Genomic DNA, 14,318 nt, shown 5'->3' on the forward strand with positions numbered 1-14,318 from the left:
CCGGGGAACGGAAAGCTCAGGCCGCGGCGTCGCCGCGGTCCAGGAAGCGGCCGGCGTGGAACAGCAGCGGCGCGCGGTCCGCGTACGCAAAGCGCTCCACCCGCCCGATGAAGATCAGGTGGTCGCCACCCTCCACCGTCGACGCCTTGCGGCACTCGAAGCGGGCCAACGCATCCTTCAGCACCGGGACTTCGCCCAGCCCCGGCTCGAAGGCCTCGCGCACGGCAGCGAACTTGTCTTCGGCGGGCCGCGCGAAGTGCATGGCCAGCGCATGCTGGTCCTGCGCCATCACGTGCACCGCGAAGTGTTCCGCCTGCGCGAAAGCGCGCAAGCTGGGCGCCTTGCGGCCCAGGCACCAGGCGACCAGTGGCGGGTCCAGCGACACGGAGCTGAAGGAGTTCACCGTCAGGCCCGCCGCCTGTCCCGTGGCGGTGCGCGTCGTCACCACGCAGACGCCGGTGGCGAAGCGGCCCAGCGCATTGCGCAATTCGCGCGGATCGACGGGCAGGTCACCCGGCGCCGGTAGCGAGGCAGCGGCGACCGCGGCATCGAAGGAATCGTTGGCGGCCGTCCACCAGGCCAGTTCGGCGGCCAGCGCGTCGTGGGTGGCGGCACGTGCGGTGCTCATGCGCCCTCCATGGCGGCTTCGAGCGGCGCGTTCGGGGCCGCGCCGGTGAAGCAGCGCGGATCGCGCTCCGATCCCCACGCATCCAGCCACTCCGGCGCCAGCGGCAGCTGGCGCGGCTCGCGCGCGAAACGCTCGGGAAAGGCTTCCATGCCGAAGCTGTATTCCATCGTCAGGCCGTCCGGGTCCAGGAAATACAGGAAAACGCTCTCGGACGCCGGGTGGCGTCCCGGCCCGAACACCACGGGCGACTGCGCCTTGCGCAGGCGCGCCAGGGCCCGCCCGATGTCGTCGATCTCGCTCACCATGTAATTCACGTGGTGCAGGCTGTATTCCGGCGCTGACGCAATGCCGATGCCGTGGTGCCAGGGATTGGGCCACACGCGCAGGAAAGTGACCATCTCGCCGACCGCATCGGACACGCGGAAGTTGAGCACGTCGCGCCAGAACGCGATGGCCTCGGCGGCGCGCGGCGTGTTGAACACCACATGTCCCAGGCGCTGGATGCGCGCGACGCCCGGACGGAACGGCCGGGCCGTATCAGCGAGCGGCAGGTAGAACTCGATCACCGCGCCGACGCGGGGTTCGAACACGCGCAGTGCGCGCTGCTGCCGGTGGCGGGCGCACAGCGCCGGCGGGATCTCGCGCGCATCCAGGCCGGCCGCGCGCAGCCGCTCGCGCAGCGGTTCGAACTGGGACTCGTCTTCCAGCCCGAAGCCCGCCACCCGCAGGCCGGCGCTGGCGGCGGCGTGAAGCACGACGTTGTGGTGGTCGTGGTCGCACCGCAGCAGGACCTCGCCCTCCGGACCCTGCTCCACGAACTGCAGGCCGACGATGTCCTCATAGTAGCGCCGCGAACGCGCGAGGTCGGTGACGTTCAGTTCCACCCGGCCGAATTTCTGGTATCGGATCATGGCTGTGCCTGCGGGTTCAGAACTGGCCGCGCGGCGGCAGGCCGAGCCGCAGCTGGCCCGCCATGGTGGACACCGCGTTCCAGTTGACGCTGATGTGGTGCGCCACGGCATTGACGTCGCGCCAGGCCCGCTGGATGCCGCTTTCGAGGTGGATGCCGGTGCCGCCCACCACGTCGTAGAGGCCGTTGACGGCGTGCACGCAAAGCTTGACCGCGTAGGCATGGCCACGACGGAACGCGATGCGTTGCTCCTTGGTGAGCTTCACGCCGGCTGCCGCCAGCTCGCTGGCGGAGCGCAGATCGCGCTGCAGGATCAGTTGCGCCGCGTCGATCGCCGCTTCGGCCTCGGCCACCGCCGTCTGCACGTGGCCGAACTGCGCGATCGTGGAGCCGCCACCGGCGAAGGCGCCGCGCGTGGTGCGCGCAGCGACGCTGTCCACGAATTCATCCAGCGCGCCCTGCAGGGCGGCGACGGCGGGGTTGGCGAGCAGCGGCGGGAAGCCGCTCAGGAAGGGGATGCGGAACAGCGCTGCCTCGTTGACTAGCGCGCCGGGCGCCTGCTGCTCCAGCACGTCCGCGAAGCTCACGCTGCGATGCGCGGGCACGAACACCTCCCGCTCGATGGCGATGTCCTTGCTGCCGGTGCCGGCGAGGCCCACGGTGTGCCAGTTGTCGACGATCTCGTAGTCGCCCCGCGGCACCAGCAAGTACATGGGCCGCGGCGGCTGGCCCGAGCCGTCGTCCACCATCGTGCCCAGCGCCAGCCAGCCGGCGTTGTCGCAGTTGCTCGCGAAACCCCAGCGGCCGTCCAGCCGGTAGCCACCCTCGACGCGACTTGCCTTGCCGGTGGGCGCGATGCAGGCGGCCAGCAGCACGTCGGGGTCGGCGGCCCACACGTCCGCCTGGGCCTGCTCGGGAAACATGCCCAGCGTCCAGGCGTTCGCCGCGCTCAGGCCGTAGCACCAGCCGGTGGACGTGCAGCCGCGCCCCAGCTCGAAGGCCAGCTGGCGCAGCTCCTCCAGCCCGAATTCCCAGCCGCCGAAGCGGCGGGGCTGCACGACGCGGTACAGGCCTGCCTCCTTCAACAGGCCGCTCACCTCGCTGCCCACGCGCCGGTCGCGCTCGGTCTGCTGGGCGCGCTCGCGCAGGAAGGGGCGCAGCTCGCGTGCGCGCTGCAGCAGTTCGTCGAAGCCAGGGCGCGTGGCGGGGGCGCCCGCCGTGGCGCGCGGCGGGCGATCGAGAAGTCCGGTCTCTGGGGTCATGCGATTTCCTTCGGGATGGATGCGGCGGCTACTGGCAGGAGAAGTTGCCCGCATCGTTGGTGTCGCCGCTGCCCTTGTAGACAGCCTGGCTGGGATAGAGGCAGATCGGGCGCTGCATGGCGATGCCTTGCGCACGGTCGTTGTTCCTGAACTTCGTGGCGATGAACTGCTGCGGCGCGCTTCCTCGTTCGACCCAGGCCTGCAAGGCGGTGATGGCATCGTGCGACGCGTCGTTCGACACCGGCGTCTGGCCGATCTGGCCGATGTCGTACGGCCCCGGGCCGGTGCCGCCATGCGAGGTGCCGGGGATCATGAACAGGCGGTAGAAGCTGCGTTGCACCGTCCGGTCCCCGCCCGTCGTGGCATCGCGCACCTGGTCGTAGTACTGCAAGGCCGCCTGCGGCAAGGCCACGCCGTCCTCCCAGCTCTGGTACTGGATCAGCTTGCCACCCGCGGCCTGGAAGGCGGAAAGGTCCGGGTTGGTCGCGTTGTTGGAGCTGAGCGCCGCCTCGAGCAAGGGCAGGTCTCGATGCATGTCGAAGGTCGATCCATTCCAGGCCGGGTCGTCCAGGCCCATCTGGTACACCGCCAGCGAATAGGCCGGGTTCACGATGAAGCTGATCCAGTCCGCCTGCGATGAGATCGTCTGGCCGACGAACAAGGCTTGCTGCGTGACCGGGTCGCGCAGGGGCGACGTGCTTGCCGCCACCGCATCGGCCTGCGCGGGCGTGAGGCAGGTGGCCGGGTCCTGGCCTGCCGCGCACACCAGCGCGTGCGGATCCCAGGTACAGGCCCGCGGGTCGCGAATGATGCCGTCGACGACACCATCGGCGGCATCGCATTGCGCCACCGCGGTTCTTTGCACCAGGTTCAGCAAGGCGTTCCCCGCCGCGCCCTGGAAGCCGCTTTGCGCCAGCCGCTGGCTCGTGAACAGCATCTGGGTCGCACCCCGCGTGAAGTGCTGGATCGCGGCTCCCGCCAGGATGCCATCGAAGTCGGTCGGGTACTTCTGCGCCGCGCGCAGGCCATCGCGGCCGCCGGTCGACGTGCCGCTGTAGTACGCGTAGCGGGCGGCCTGCGCGTAGTAGGCTTGGACGACCTGCCTGGCGCCGGCGGCCACCTCGTGGACGCTGCGGCCTGCGAAGTCGGCAAAACGCTCCGGCGATTCGAAGAACCAGCTGGAGCTGAAGCCGCCCGGGCTGGTGTGGCCGCTGTCCCCCGAAGCGGTGGCGAAGCCACGCTGCAGTTGCGGTGCCATCGTGTTCCACGCGATGGTGCCGCCGAACCCGTTGGTGCCGACCTGCAGGTAGCGGCCGTTCCATCCGGTCGCCGGAAGCCACAACTCCATCGAAGTCGAAGAGCCGGGCACCGGCGATAGCGTCGCCGTGACCCGGCAGAAGGCCGGCAGGCCCGCGAAAGCGGTCGCACTGCCTGGCGGCTGGTAGGACCCGGCGGGAACGGCTTGCGCGGCGGTCACTGTGCCGTGCGCCAGCTGCAGGCCCTGCAGGTTCGCGCAGGCGATTGCAGGCGGAATGTTGGCGCTCGTGACATCGGCCGCGGGGGCGGCTGCGTCGTCGCCGCCTCCGCATCCTTGCGCGAGCGCTGCCACGCCCAGCAGGACGACGGCGCAACGTGCTTGGGACCAGGAAGCTCTCTTGACCGGCATGCTTGTCTCCTTGTGGGCGCCCGGTTCCGCGGGCGCGATGGCCACTTTTTTCGCTTGCATTTGCAACTTAGCATTTGCTGCATATGTCGGGCCGTGTATCTCTTAAATATTGGAGATGCGCTAGACCGACGGGCGGAGATTACTTGCGTTTGCAAGCAATAAGTGCGCGGGTTTACCCTGCGTTGCCAGGCCCTTTGCTACGATCGGCGCCATGAAAACCGAGCCTTCCCGGACGGCGGCCAAGGCGGCGCGCAGCGGCAGCGAAGAAGGGAGCGCGCCTGCGCTTGACTTCGACATGGACCATGCCGTCCCAGCGCTCGTCGCGCGCGCCGGCATGCGCATGGGGCAGGCGTTCTCGAAGCAGCTCAAGGCCTTCGATCTCAACCTGACGGAATGGCGCGTCTGCGCGTCGCTGCACCACAGGCCGCATCAACGGCTGTCGGACCTGGCGCAGAACACCGCGGCCGAACCGTCCACGCTCTCGCGCACCGTGGACAGCCTGATGCAGCGCAAGGTGCTCGTGCGGGACCGCAGCGGGGCGGACGCGCGGGCGCTCGCCCTGAGCCTGACGCCGGAGGGCGTAGCGCTGACCGAGCGCATCATCCCGCTGGCCCACCTCTATGAACGCGTCGCCGTTGCGGGCATCCCGAAGCAGCACGTCGCGCTGCTCAAGGACATGCTGCATCGGCTCTACGAGAACATGGCCATGCTGGACGGGGACAATTGAGGCCGGCCCCGCGAGAAAAGATGCTCCGCTACTTCACCCTCCCCGTCACCCCTTTCCAGCAGAACTGCTCCGTCGTCTACGACGACCAGACCAGGCAAGCCGCCATCATCGACCCGGGCGGCGACCTCGATCGGCTGCTCGCCGAGATCGACCGGCACGGACTGAAGCTGGAACAGATCTGGCAGACCCACGCACACATCGACCACGCAGGCGGCACCGCGGAACTCGCGCGCCGCCTGGACCTGCCGATCATTGGTCCGCATCCCGGCGACCAGTTCTGGATCACCGGCCTGCCGCAGCAGGGCGCGATGTTCGGCTTCCCGCCGGCCGAGCCCTTTGTGCCCACGCGCTGGCTGCAGGATGGCGACACGGTGGAACTGGCCGGCCACGTGCTGAACGTGCGGCACTGCCCGGGCCACACGCCGGGGCACGTGGTGTTTCACTCACCGGAGATGCAGCGCGCCTTCGTCGGCGACGTGCTGTTCGCGGGCAGCATCGGCCGCACCGATTTTCCGCAGGGCAACCACGAGCAGCTGATCGCCAGCATCACGCAGCGGCTCTGGCCAATGGGCGACGAGACGGTGTTCATTCCGGGCCACGGGCCGGAGAGCACTTTCGGGCGCGAGCGGCAGACGAATCCCTACGTCGGCGGGACCTGACGCCCTTACTTCTTCGCCTGCTCGTACAGCCCCATCACGCGCGGCACGTTCTCGCGCAAGCGGGCGATGCGGTCCGGGCCGCTGGGGTGGGTGGACAGGAAAGCCGTTCCGGCATCGCTGCCGGACACGCGGCCCATCTTTTCCCAGAGGCTCACGGCCGCTTCCGGGTTGTAGCCGGCGCGCGCGCCCATCTCCAGGCCCACCAGGTCGGCTTCGGTCTCGTCGTCGCGGCTGAACTTGAGCGTGAGCAGCTGCGTACCGACGTTGGCCGCCAGGTCGCCCAGCTGCCCCAGCCCGAACAGCTGCGCGCCCAGCGACAGCAAGGCGCCCGTGCCCTGGCTCTTGGCCATGCGCTCGCGCGCGTGCTCGCGCAAGGCGTGTGCCATCTCGTGGCCCATCACCATCGCGACTTCGTCATCGGTGAGCTTGAGTTTGTCGAGAATGGCGGTGAAGAATGCGATCTTGCCGCCCGGCATGCAGAAAGCATTGATGGATTCGCTGCCGATCAGGTTCACTTCCCAGCGCCATTCCCGCGCCCGCGGGTTCCAGCGCGGCGCATCGACGATGAGCCGGCGCGAGATGGCGCGCAGCCTCTGCAGTTGCGGGTGGCTGTCCGGCGCCAGCGCGTGCTTGGCGCGCGCCTGCTGCAGCAGCTGGCTGTATTCCTGCGCGGCCGCGCGCTCCAGGTCGTCGGCCGGCACCAGCGAGCGCAGCTGCGAAGGCTGGCCGACGTCGACCTGCGCCAGCGCCGGCGCCGCAGCAGCCGCCATGGCCGCCATCAGGAACCCGCGGCGCGGCGAAGCGGGCTGTTTTGCATCGCAGAGCTGGCACATGGTTGAATAATACAAACGAAGAAGTCGCCGCATGTCAGACCCTAACGCCAGTACAGCCGGAACCGCGCCTGCCAGTCCGGCTCCCGAAAAGCGCCGCAAGCGCTCCGCCCTGCAGGTGCTGCGCGAACTGCGCCAGCCCAAGGTGGCGATGATGCTTGCGCTCGGTTTCTCCTCGGGCCTGCCCTTCCTGCTGACGGCCAACACCTTCGGCTACTGGCTGCGCGACGAAGGCACCGACCTCAAGACCATCGGCTTCCTGTCGTGGGTCGGCTTCGCCTATGCCTTCAAGGTGTACTGGTCGCCGCTGGTGGACCGGCTGGACGTGCCGCTTCTCGGCCGCCTCGGACGCCGCCGCGGCTGGATGCTGCTGTGCCAGATCCTCGTGGCGATCGGCCTGGTCGGCATGTCGGTGGTCGGCCTGTCGGCCGGGCTGGGCGTGATCGGCGCCTTCGCGCTGCTGGTGGCGTTTGCTTCGGCGACGCAGGACATCGCCATCGACGCCTGGCGGATCGAGGCCGCCTCCGACCAGGAGGAGGTGGGCCTGCTCACGTCGGCGGCGCAACTCGGTTACCGCATCGCGCTGCTGATCACCGACGCGGCCATCATCGCGGCAGCGGCGCGTATCGGCTGGCAACTGTCGTATGTAGCGATGGCCGTGCTGATGGTGGTGGGCATCGTCGCGACCTTCTTCGCCTTCGAGCCGCGGCGCGCCGACCAGGTCCTGCAGGCCAAGCCGCCCTTGTGGACGCGGCGCGGCCTGGTCGACGCGATCATCGGGCCCTTCGTCGATTTCTTCCACAAGCACAAGCTGGCTGGGCTGGTGATCCTGCTCGCAGTGGCGCTCTACCGGTTGCCGGATTTCATCATGGGGCCCATGTACAACCCCTATTACCACGACCTCGGCATCAGCAAGGACACGGTGGCGGTGGTGCGCGGTTCCTTCGGGCTGGTGGCCACGTTCGTCGGGCTGGCCGCGGCCGGCCTGACCGCGCTGCGCATCGGCCTGCTGCCGACGCTGATCCTGGGCCTGGTGCTGGAAGCCCTGGGCACGTCGGCCTTCGCGCTGCTCGCGCTGCATGCCAGCGACATCACTTTCGCCGCCGTGATGTCGCTCGACTCCTTCGCGCAGGCCTTTGCGGGCGTCGCCCTGGTCACCTACATGTCCAGCCTGACGAGCCTGGGCTATACCGCCACGCAGTACGCGATGCTGTCGTCGGTCTATGCCTTGCTGGGCAAGTTCCTCAAGGGCTTCTCGGGCGTGGCGGTGGATTCGTTGACCCCGACTTACGGGCTGCTGGGCGCCTACGCGACGTCCTTCATCGCCACCGGCCTCACGGCGATCCCGCCGCTGATCCTGTTCCTGCTGCTGTGGCGCATGCACGGACGCGAGGGATCCGGCCACAAGGCGTGAATTTCTGTCGGGAGGCAGCGCCCCGAGACCTCTGTTTACCTAACTTTACGGCGGGTTCAATGGACGGCCATGGGGTCTGGAGACCATGTAAAGCAAGGGCCCCGCGGTGGCGGCCCAATGATTACCATCCAGACTCATGCAGCAACTCCTGATGATCGAAGACGACAGCCGCCTCGCGCAGATGGTCGGCGAGTACCTGGAGCGCTCCGGCTTCGCCTTCACCCACGCCGCCGACGCCAAGGCGGGCCTGCACCTGCTCGAAGAGCCGCCCACGGGCTCCGCACCCGACCTCGTGGTGCTGGACCTGATGCTGCCGGACCTCGACGGCCTCGAAGTCTGCCGCCGCGTGCGCGCGCTGCCGGGCGAGACCGGCAAGGTGCCGGTGCTGATGCTCACGGCCAAGGGCGACCCCATGGACCGCATCGTCGGCCTGGAACTGGGCGCGGACGACTACCTGCCCAAGCCCTTCGAGCCGCGCGAGCTGCTGGCCCGCATCCGCGCCATCCTGCGCCGCCGCACCGAGGGCATGCCAGCGCCGGCCAAGATGATGCGCTTCGGCTCGCTCGAGATCGACCGCGACGCCCGCACCGTGCTGGTGGCCGGCAAGCCGGTCGACCTCACGTCCTACCAGTTCGACCTGCTGGTCGTGCTGGCGGAACGCGCCGGCCGCGTGCTGACGCGCGACCAGATCATGGAAGCCGTGCGCGGCCGCGAGCTGGAAGCCTTCGACCGCTCCATCGACGTGCACATGGGGCGCATCCGCGCCGCGATCGAGGCCGACCCCAAGAACCCCAAGCGCATCCTCACGGTGCGCGGCGTGGGTTATGTCTTCGCCAAGCAGCAGGATTGAGGCTGGTATGGTCGAGGCATGACCTCCTGGAACGCGCGCTGGCGCTTTCCCCTCTACCTTCGCATCTGGCTGGCCGTGATCGTCACGGTCGGCCTGTTGACCATCGCCTTCGGCTACCTCTGGCGCATGAACACCGAGCCGGTGCCCATGCGCGAGATCATCATCCGCGACCAGAACGACGCCATCCTGGGCCAGAGCATGGTGCGGCCGCAGCGCGTGCCGGGCCAGGGCGTCGAGTTCGACGTGCAGATGAACGACGGCCGCACGATCACCGTGCAGCTGCCGCCGCGCCCGCGGCAGGCCGGTGACCGGCCGGGGGCACGGCCCTGGATCCCGCGCGGGCCCGAAGGCTTCCTGTGGCTGCTGGGGATGGTGGGGCTGGCCGTCGCCCTGGGCAGCTACCCCGTGGTGAGGCGCCTGACCTTGCGGCTGGAGGAACTACGCCGCGGCGTCGAGCGCTGGGGCGAAGGCGACCTGAGCGTGCGCGTGCCTGAGCGGGGCCGCGACGAAGTGGCCTTCCTGGCCCACCGCTTCAACCACGCCGCCGAGCGCGTGGAGACGCTGGTCAAGACGCACAAGTCGCTGCTCGCCAATGCCTCGCACGAACTGCGCTCGCCGCTGGCGCGCATCCGCATGAGCCTGGAGTTCATGGAGGGCGGGCCTTCGACCGAGCGCGCCCGCGACGAGATCGCCCGCAACATCACCGAGCTGGACCAGCTGGTCGACGAAGTCCTGCTGGCCAGCCGGCTGGACGCGCGCGAAAGCGACGTGGGCCTGATCGAGCAGGTCGACCTGACCGGCCTGGCCGCCGAGGAAACCGCGCGCACCGGCGCCGAACTGGCCGCCACGGCGGACGAACAGGCAGTGGTCGTGCAGGGCGTGTCCAAGCTGCTGCGCCGGGCCATCCGCAACCTGCTGGAGAACGCCCGCCGCTACACCAGCGGGCCGGTCGAAGTGACCGTGCAGCGCAGCGGCCGGCAGGCCGTGCTGCGGGTGTGCGACCGGGGTCCGGGCGTGCCGCCGGCCGAGCGCGAGCGGATTTTCGAGCCCTTCTACCGTTTACGCGGCGCCAGCGAGCGGGAGGGCGGCGTCGGCCTGGGCTTGGCCCTTGTGCGGTCCATCACACAAAGGCATCAGGGAAGTGTGCATTGCGAGGACAACCCGGGCGGCGGGGCATGCTTCGTGCTCACGCTTCCATGTGAGCAAATGTAATCTGGAGTAATAAAGATCAACGCCGCTCGCCAAGCGCGGGCTGTTTTAGGATCATCAATTCCCTGCCCCAACGATACGGGCCTCAACCTCCGCCAAAAGAGCGATCGAAAAAGCCGGGGTTGAAGGCTAGAGTGCTGAGACTGTCACGCATCGTTCAGGACAACCGGATTCAAGTCTCCCAACGACGTCCTTCCAAGGACTTGATACAGCCACCGCAAGGTGGCTGTTTTTTTTGCTGCACTCGGTTACGGTCCAGTTGCGCGCATGCTACGCCAATGGGCCGTCCAGGGCCATTAACTCTCGATGCGCGGCGGCGCGGGATGCAGCCGCGCCATCGTCAGCGCGTCGACGTAACGCCCGTGCTTCAGCGCATAGCCGCGATGCCGGCCTTCCTCGACGAAGCCCAGGCGGCGGTACAGCGCGATCGCGCGCTCGTTGTCGACGTGCACGGTCAGTTCGACGCGCAGCACATGGGCCCAGTTGTCCGCCCAGGCCAGCAGCCGCTCGATCAACTGCTGGCCGATGCCGCGGCCCTGCCAGGGCGCCGCGATCGCAATGCCCAGCAGCCGCACGTGCGAACGACGCAGCGTGGGCTGCAGGACGTGCAGTCCCGCCATGCCGACGATCTCGCCGCCGGCGAGCGCCACCAGCCGGCAGGAGCCCGGCTCATTGCGCTGCAGCGTCTCCACGCGCGAAGCGACGGGGATGTCCGGCATCTGCAGCGTGCCTTCGAAAGCGCCGACGCTGCCCAGGAGCGCGGAGACCGCGAGCGCGTCCTCGGGCTCCATGCTGCGGATGGTGATCTCGGGCTGCGGCATGCCGGACTCCTCAAGAGGATGGGCAGTCCAATGTAGCGCCCACGGCGTGCCGCACGCCAATGCAAGGCGCGCATGCGCCCATGCATCACTCCGGTTCGATGCCAGCCGCCCGGATCAGGCTGCCCCAGCGCGCGGTGTCGCGTGCGATCAGCTGCTTCAATGATTCCGCATCGCCAGGGAAAGGCAGCGCATACATCTTCGCCAGGTATTCCTCCATGCCGGGGCTGCGCACGATGCCGTTGGCCAGGTCCGCCAGCCGCTGGATCACCGGCTGCGGCGTGCGCGCCGGCGCGAACAGCGCCAGCCAGGCAACGAACTCGTAGCCGGGCAACCCGGCTTCCGCGATGGTCGGCAGGTCCGGCACCGCCGGCACGCGGCGCGCAGACGTCACCGCCAGCGCCTTGACCTTGCCGCCCTGCGACTGGGCGACACCGAGCGCCGCATCGGTGATCAGGAAGTGCAGCTGCCCGCCGACGAGGTCGGTGATCGCCTGCGACGAGGTCTTGTAAGGCACGTGCACGGCGTCGATGCCGGCCTGCTGGCGGAAAGCCTCCGAGGCCACCCGGCCCGTGGCGCTGGAACTGCCGTAATTGAGCTTGCCCGGCTGCGCCTTCGCCAGCGCGATCAGCTCCTGCAGGTTGTTCACCTTCAGCGTGGGCGAGACCACCAGCACCTGCGGAATGGTCGCCAGCGTCGTGATCGGCGCGAAGTCTGCCACCGGGTCGTAGGGCAGCTTGCGGAACAGGTGCACGTTGGCCGCGTGCGTGGAGTTGGCGCCGAACAGCAGCGTGTAGCCGTCGGGCTGCGCGCGCGCCACGTACGACGCGGCGACGCCGCCCAGCGCGCCTTGCTTCGGGTCGACGATGAAGGCCTGGCCGGTGGCCTCCCGCATCTTGTCGGCGAGGTAGCGCACCATCTGGTCGTAAGCATTGCCGGGACCGAAGGGCACGACGATGGTCACCACGCGCGAGGGATAGGTCTGCGCGTGGGCGAAGGGCGCGAGGGCGGCGGCTGCGCCGGCGGCCAGCATGCTGCGGCGACGCACGAGAGGAAGTTTGTTCTCCATCATGGCTCCTTCGCTCACAGGTATCCGTGCTCGCGGTAGTAGCGCTCGGCGCCGGGATGCAGCGGTGCCTCCACGCCATGCGGCATGCGCTTGGGGTCGATCGGATAGGTCAGCGGGCTCTGGTGCACCGGGATGTGCCGGAAGCGCGCCTCGAACTCGGCGCGCTCCTCCACCAGCACCGCGGTCACGCGGTAGGCCACGTCTTCCGGCATGTCGTCGCGGCACAGGATGCCCCAGTTGGACCAGTCGAGGCAGGGCACGTCCTGCTCGTTGCGCAGCCGCCCCTTCTCCACCGCCGCCGGGCGCAGGCCGTATTCATCGACCAGGATGCGCATCGCCTCCGGCTCGATGGGGATGAAGTTCATCGGGTACTGCGCGACCAGCTCGCTCCAGTTGGAGACCATGATGGCCTCGTTGAAGACGGCGTTGCATTCACCGGATTGCGCCCGCTTGATGCAGGCGCGCGGGTTCTCGTGCTCGAAGTAGCTGCCGCCCCACTTGACGATGTCCATCGGCTCGATGCCGTGCGCGCGGAAGATCAGGTCGATGACGTAGCTGCACAGGCAATCGCCGTCGCGCGGCGGCATGGAGATGTGCAGCACCGGCTTCTTCTCGCGGATGTCGGCGAAGGAGCGGATGCCGGTGTCGGCACGCACGGCCAGGGTCAGCCGGTCGTCCTGCGGCAGGTGGCCCAGGGTGCGCAGGTTGGGAAAGGCGCGGCCGGCGTAGAAGTGCTTGCCTTCGCGCGCCCAGCGCACGCCGGCGTGGATGGGCGTAGTGACGGAGAGGTCCGCCTCGCCCGTGCCCACCAGTTCCACGTTGTCGCGGTAGGCGCTGCCGATGCGGATGTTGAACTTGGACAGCGGCGCCGAGCGCCAGCGCAGGTGGGCCGACACCCAGCCCCAGATGGTGTGGAAGTTGGCCGTCCCCCAATCGCCCACCATCGTGAGCTGCAGCCGCGGGTCCTGATGCAATGCCATGGTCTCGTCTCCTCGTTGTGATCGGTTCAGGCGATGGCACCGCCGGCGCGCAGCGCGGCGATGCGTTGTGCTTCGTAGCCAAGCAGGCTGCCCAGCACATCGGCCGTGTGCTCGCCCAGGGCGGGCGGGCTGGTGTAGTGGGTGGGCTCTTCGCGGCCGGCGGCGTCGCGCAGCTTCACCGGGTTGCCCGGCATGCGCAGCTGCTCGCCGCTTTTCAGCGGCACGTCCACGACCATGCCGCGCGCCAGCACCTGCGGATCCGCCAGGGCCTGCGCGAAATCGTTGACCGGCCCGCAGGGCACGCGGGCTTCGCCCAGGCGGCGCAGCCATTCCTGCGTGCCGGCGCTCGCCAGCTCCTCTTCGACCATCGCCTCGATGCGGGCTTTGGCGGCATGGCGCCCCGGTTGCTGCAGGAAGGCCGGGTCGCGCAGGCCCGGGTGCTGCAGCACGGTGAGCAGGCGCTCGAAGAAGGCGTCGCCCAGGCAGGCGATGATGATCCAGCCATCGGCCGTGCGGAAAGTGTTGTACGGCACGTGCACGAAGTGGCCGTTGCCGATGCGCTGCGGCACCACGCCCGACATCAGGTGCATGGTGGCCATGTAATTCAGCAGCGAGACCTGCGCGTCCAGCATCGAGATGTCGACGTGCCGGCCGCGGCCGGTGCGCTCGCGCTCCTGCAGCGCGGCGAGCACGCCGATGGCGCCGAACAGGCCGCCGCCGAGATCGCCGATCGGGATGCCGGCGCGCGTGGGCGGGCCGTCCGCCTGGCCGGTGATGGACATGCCGCCGCCCATGGCCTGCACCACCTGGTCGAAGGCGGGGCGGTCAGCGCCCGGGCCGGTCTCGCCGAAGCCGGTGACGGAGCAGGTGACGATGCGCGGGTTCACTTCCGCCAGCGCCGCATGGTCGATGCCGAGGCGTGAAGTCACGCCCACGGCGAAGTTGTCGAACACCACGTCGGCCTGCCGCACCAGGTCCAGGAACACGGCGCGGCCCTGCGGGTTCTTCAGGTCGATGGCAACGCTTTCCTTGTTGCGGTTCAGCGTGAGGAAATAGGCCCCCATGCCTTCGCGCGCGTACTGCGGGTCGCCGCGCAGCAGCTCGCGCGTGCCCTCGCCGCGGCCGGGCGGCTCCACCTTGATGGTGCGCGCGCCCAGGTCGGCCAGCAGCATGGCCCCGTAAGGGCCGGAGAGCATGTGGGTGAGGTCGAGGACGGTGATGCCTGCCAGTGCTGCCATGCGTGACACGGGCGCAAGGAGCGTGCCGCACGGTGGACCGCGCCCAAGTCCTTGATTT

The 14,318-nt window shown here is 69.0% G+C and carries 14 protein-coding genes; 5 read left to right on the forward strand and 9 right to left on the reverse strand.

All coding sequences use genetic code 11. The annotated features are described in order from the left end of the window. Positions 1–16: 16 nt before the first annotated feature. Genes HHL11_RS01215 through HHL11_RS01230 form a run of 4 tightly spaced genes read right to left on the reverse strand, consistent with a single transcriptional unit; the run spans position 17 to position 4,466 of the window. The gene (locus HHL11_RS01215; protein ID WP_169416563.1) at positions 17–628 is read right to left on the reverse strand and encodes a flavin reductase family protein; all 612 of its coding nucleotides are present in this window, start codon (positions 626–628) and stop codon (positions 17–19) included. Then, positions 625–1,539 carry a VOC family protein gene (locus HHL11_RS01220; RefSeq protein WP_169416564.1) on the reverse strand — a complete coding sequence of 305 codons (915 nt, stop codon included), beginning with the start codon at positions 1,537–1,539 and terminating at the stop codon, positions 625–627. Before HHL11_RS01220 ends, HHL11_RS01215 begins: the two co-directional genes overlap by 4 nt. A gap of 16 nt (positions 1,540–1,555) precedes the next feature. Further along, complete coding sequence (locus tag HHL11_RS01225) at positions 1,556–2,800, reverse strand: acyl-CoA dehydrogenase family protein (RefSeq protein ID WP_169416565.1); 1,245 nt, start codon at positions 2,798–2,800, stop codon at positions 1,556–1,558. A 28-nt stretch (positions 2,801–2,828) separates the two neighbouring features. Next, positions 2,829–4,466 carry a tannase/feruloyl esterase family alpha/beta hydrolase gene (locus HHL11_RS01230; RefSeq protein ID WP_169416566.1) on the reverse strand — a complete coding sequence of 546 codons (1,638 nt, stop codon included), beginning with the start codon at positions 4,464–4,466 and terminating at the stop codon, positions 2,829–2,831. Positions 4,467–4,677: 211 nt separating this feature from the next. Here HHL11_RS01230 and HHL11_RS01235 point away from each other — a divergent pair, with 211 nt between their 5' ends. Then, positions 4,678–5,193 (forward strand): MarR family winged helix-turn-helix transcriptional regulator, encoded by a 516-nt coding sequence (locus HHL11_RS01235; RefSeq protein WP_169416567.1) that lies wholly within the window; start codon positions 4,678–4,680, stop codon positions 5,191–5,193. Positions 5,194–5,213: 20 nt separating this feature from the next. Beyond that, positions 5,214–5,852 (forward strand): MBL fold metallo-hydrolase, encoded by a 639-nt coding sequence (locus HHL11_RS01240; protein ID WP_169416568.1) that lies wholly within the window; start codon positions 5,214–5,216, stop codon positions 5,850–5,852. A gap of 5 nt (positions 5,853–5,857) precedes the next feature. On the opposite strand, the gene HHL11_RS01245 is transcribed toward HHL11_RS01240, so the two are convergent. Continuing rightward, complete coding sequence (locus HHL11_RS01245; protein WP_169416569.1) at positions 5,858–6,685, reverse strand: M48 family metallopeptidase; 828 nt, start codon at positions 6,683–6,685, stop codon at positions 5,858–5,860. 31 nt (positions 6,686–6,716) lie between these two features. On the opposite strand from HHL11_RS01245, the gene HHL11_RS01250 reads away from it, so the two are divergent. The 3 genes from HHL11_RS01250 (at position 6,717) to HHL11_RS01260 (ending at position 10,158) form a co-directional block, all read left to right on the forward strand. Further along, positions 6,717–8,096 carry an AmpG family muropeptide MFS transporter gene (locus tag HHL11_RS01250; protein WP_169416570.1) on the forward strand — a complete coding sequence of 460 codons (1,380 nt, stop codon included), beginning with the start codon at positions 6,717–6,719 and terminating at the stop codon, positions 8,094–8,096. Positions 8,097–8,232: 136 nt separating this feature from the next. Further along, positions 8,233–8,946, forward strand: coding sequence for a winged helix-turn-helix domain-containing protein (locus HHL11_RS01255; protein WP_169416571.1), 714 nt, complete (start codon positions 8,233–8,235; stop codon positions 8,944–8,946). A gap of 18 nt (positions 8,947–8,964) precedes the next feature. Next, positions 8,965–10,158 carry a sensor histidine kinase gene (locus tag HHL11_RS01260; protein ID WP_169416572.1) on the forward strand — a complete coding sequence of 398 codons (1,194 nt, stop codon included), beginning with the start codon at positions 8,965–8,967 and terminating at the stop codon, positions 10,156–10,158. A gap of 293 nt (positions 10,159–10,451) precedes the next feature. Here HHL11_RS01260 and HHL11_RS01265 read toward each other — a convergent pair whose 3' ends face one another. The 4 genes from HHL11_RS01265 to HHL11_RS01280 all read right to left on the reverse strand — a co-directional run bounded on the left by HHL11_RS01265 (position 10,452) and on the right by HHL11_RS01280 (position 14,260). Then, complete coding sequence (locus HHL11_RS01265; protein WP_169416573.1) at positions 10,452–10,976, reverse strand: GNAT family N-acetyltransferase; 525 nt, start codon at positions 10,974–10,976, stop codon at positions 10,452–10,454. Positions 10,977–11,061: 85 nt separating this feature from the next. Further along, on the reverse strand, positions 11,062–12,042 hold the full coding sequence (locus HHL11_RS01270) for a Bug family tripartite tricarboxylate transporter substrate binding protein (RefSeq protein ID WP_169416574.1): 981 nt from the start codon (positions 12,040–12,042) through the stop codon (positions 11,062–11,064). A gap of 14 nt (positions 12,043–12,056) precedes the next feature. Further along, positions 12,057–13,022 carry a TAXI family TRAP transporter solute-binding subunit gene (locus HHL11_RS01275; RefSeq protein WP_205964191.1) on the reverse strand — a complete coding sequence of 322 codons (966 nt, stop codon included), beginning with the start codon at positions 13,020–13,022 and terminating at the stop codon, positions 12,057–12,059. Between the two features lie 26 nt (positions 13,023–13,048). Next, positions 13,049–14,260: a CaiB/BaiF CoA transferase family protein gene (locus HHL11_RS01280; protein WP_169416575.1), complete on the reverse strand. Its 1,212-nt coding sequence runs from the start codon at positions 14,258–14,260 to the stop codon at positions 13,049–13,051. Positions 14,261–14,318 lie beyond the last annotated feature (58 nt).

It is taken from the genome of Ramlibacter agri (assembly GCF_012927085.1).
Classification (GTDB): domain Bacteria; phylum Pseudomonadota; class Gammaproteobacteria; order Burkholderiales; family Burkholderiaceae_C; genus Ramlibacter; species Ramlibacter agri.

Excerpts from the sequence above, each read along its gene's own strand:
- HHL11_RS01215 (WP_169416563.1), bottom strand. The coding sequence starts at position 628 with ATGAGCACCGCACGTGCCGCCACCCACGACGCGCTGGCCGCCGAACTG.
- HHL11_RS01220 (WP_169416564.1), bottom strand. The coding sequence starts at position 1,539 with ATGATCCGATACCAGAAATTCGGCCGGGTGGAACTGAACGTCACCGAC.
- HHL11_RS01225 (WP_169416565.1), bottom strand. The coding sequence starts at position 2,800 with ATGACCCCAGAGACCGGACTTCTCGATCGCCCGCCGCGCGCCACGGCG.
- HHL11_RS01230 (WP_169416566.1), bottom strand. The coding sequence starts at position 4,466 with ATGCCGGTCAAGAGAGCTTCCTGGTCCCAAGCACGTTGCGCCGTCGTC.
- HHL11_RS01235 (WP_169416567.1), top strand. The coding sequence starts at position 4,678 with ATGAAAACCGAGCCTTCCCGGACGGCGGCCAAGGCGGCGCGCAGCGGC.
- HHL11_RS01240 (WP_169416568.1), top strand. The coding sequence starts at position 5,214 with ATGCTCCGCTACTTCACCCTCCCCGTCACCCCTTTCCAGCAGAACTGC.
- HHL11_RS01245 (WP_169416569.1), bottom strand. The coding sequence starts at position 6,685 with ATGTGCCAGCTCTGCGATGCAAAACAGCCCGCTTCGCCGCGCCGCGGG.
- HHL11_RS01250 (WP_169416570.1), top strand. The coding sequence starts at position 6,717 with ATGTCAGACCCTAACGCCAGTACAGCCGGAACCGCGCCTGCCAGTCCG.
- HHL11_RS01255 (WP_169416571.1), top strand. The coding sequence starts at position 8,233 with ATGCAGCAACTCCTGATGATCGAAGACGACAGCCGCCTCGCGCAGATG.
- HHL11_RS01260 (WP_169416572.1), top strand. The coding sequence starts at position 8,965 with ATGACCTCCTGGAACGCGCGCTGGCGCTTTCCCCTCTACCTTCGCATC.
- HHL11_RS01265 (WP_169416573.1), bottom strand. The coding sequence starts at position 10,976 with ATGCCGCAGCCCGAGATCACCATCCGCAGCATGGAGCCCGAGGACGCG.
- HHL11_RS01270 (WP_169416574.1), bottom strand. The coding sequence starts at position 12,042 with ATGGAGAACAAACTTCCTCTCGTGCGTCGCCGCAGCATGCTGGCCGCC.
- HHL11_RS01275 (WP_205964191.1), bottom strand. The coding sequence starts at position 13,022 with ATGGCATTGCATCAGGACCCGCGGCTGCAGCTCACGATGGTGGGCGAT.
- HHL11_RS01280 (WP_169416575.1), bottom strand. The coding sequence starts at position 14,260 with ATGGCAGCACTGGCAGGCATCACCGTCCTCGACCTCACCCACATGCTC.